This window comes from Clavibacter lycopersici (genome assembly GCF_003576405.1).
GTDB classification, from domain to species: Bacteria; Actinomycetota; Actinomycetes; order Actinomycetales; family Microbacteriaceae; genus Clavibacter; species Clavibacter lycopersici.
Window position 1 is genome coordinate 1 of record NZ_QWGT01000541.1, and the last position, 480, is coordinate 480.

Genomic DNA, 480 nt, shown 5'->3' on the forward strand with positions numbered 1-480 from the left:
GGTCGCTGCCGTCGGCCACCGCGCCGGGCCGCCGGGCGAACGCGTCCCAGACCGACTCGGTCCGGCCGCCCTCGTGGGCGCGGCCCTCGACCTTGGTCGCGCTCGTGCTCACCCCGATGCGCGGGCCGCCCGCGAGCAGGCCCGCCAGCTCGGTCGGCGTCGGGCGGTCGGGGACGGCGTCGCGAGGGGTCACGTGAGCCAGTATCGGGCACCGCCGGCGCACACCCCGCGCACCGTCGGCGGGCACGCGCCGTCCAGGTTCCCGTACCACTTCCATCACGGTCGGTGCGTGCGGTTGACACGCCCGGATGCAGCCGTCTGAATGGACGCACGGTGCAGGATCTGGCGAGGAACGATGATCGTCCGTCCACGGGGGGTGGAGCGGGCGGTGTCCGTCGATCCCGCGAGCGGCGGGTGAGGGTGAAACGGCGGTGTAAGAGACCACCAGCGGCCCGAGTGATCGGGTCGGCTATGCAAACC

1 protein-coding gene is annotated in these 480 nt (G+C 73.8%); it reads right to left on the reverse strand.

What is annotated here, in order from left to right; all coding sequences use genetic code 11:
- Positions 1-193: family 1 glycosylhydrolase (locus DZG00_RS16435; RefSeq protein WP_119455872.1), on the reverse strand; the 193-nt coding region annotated here is incomplete at its 3' end.
- Between the last annotated feature and the right edge of the window lie 287 nt (positions 194-480).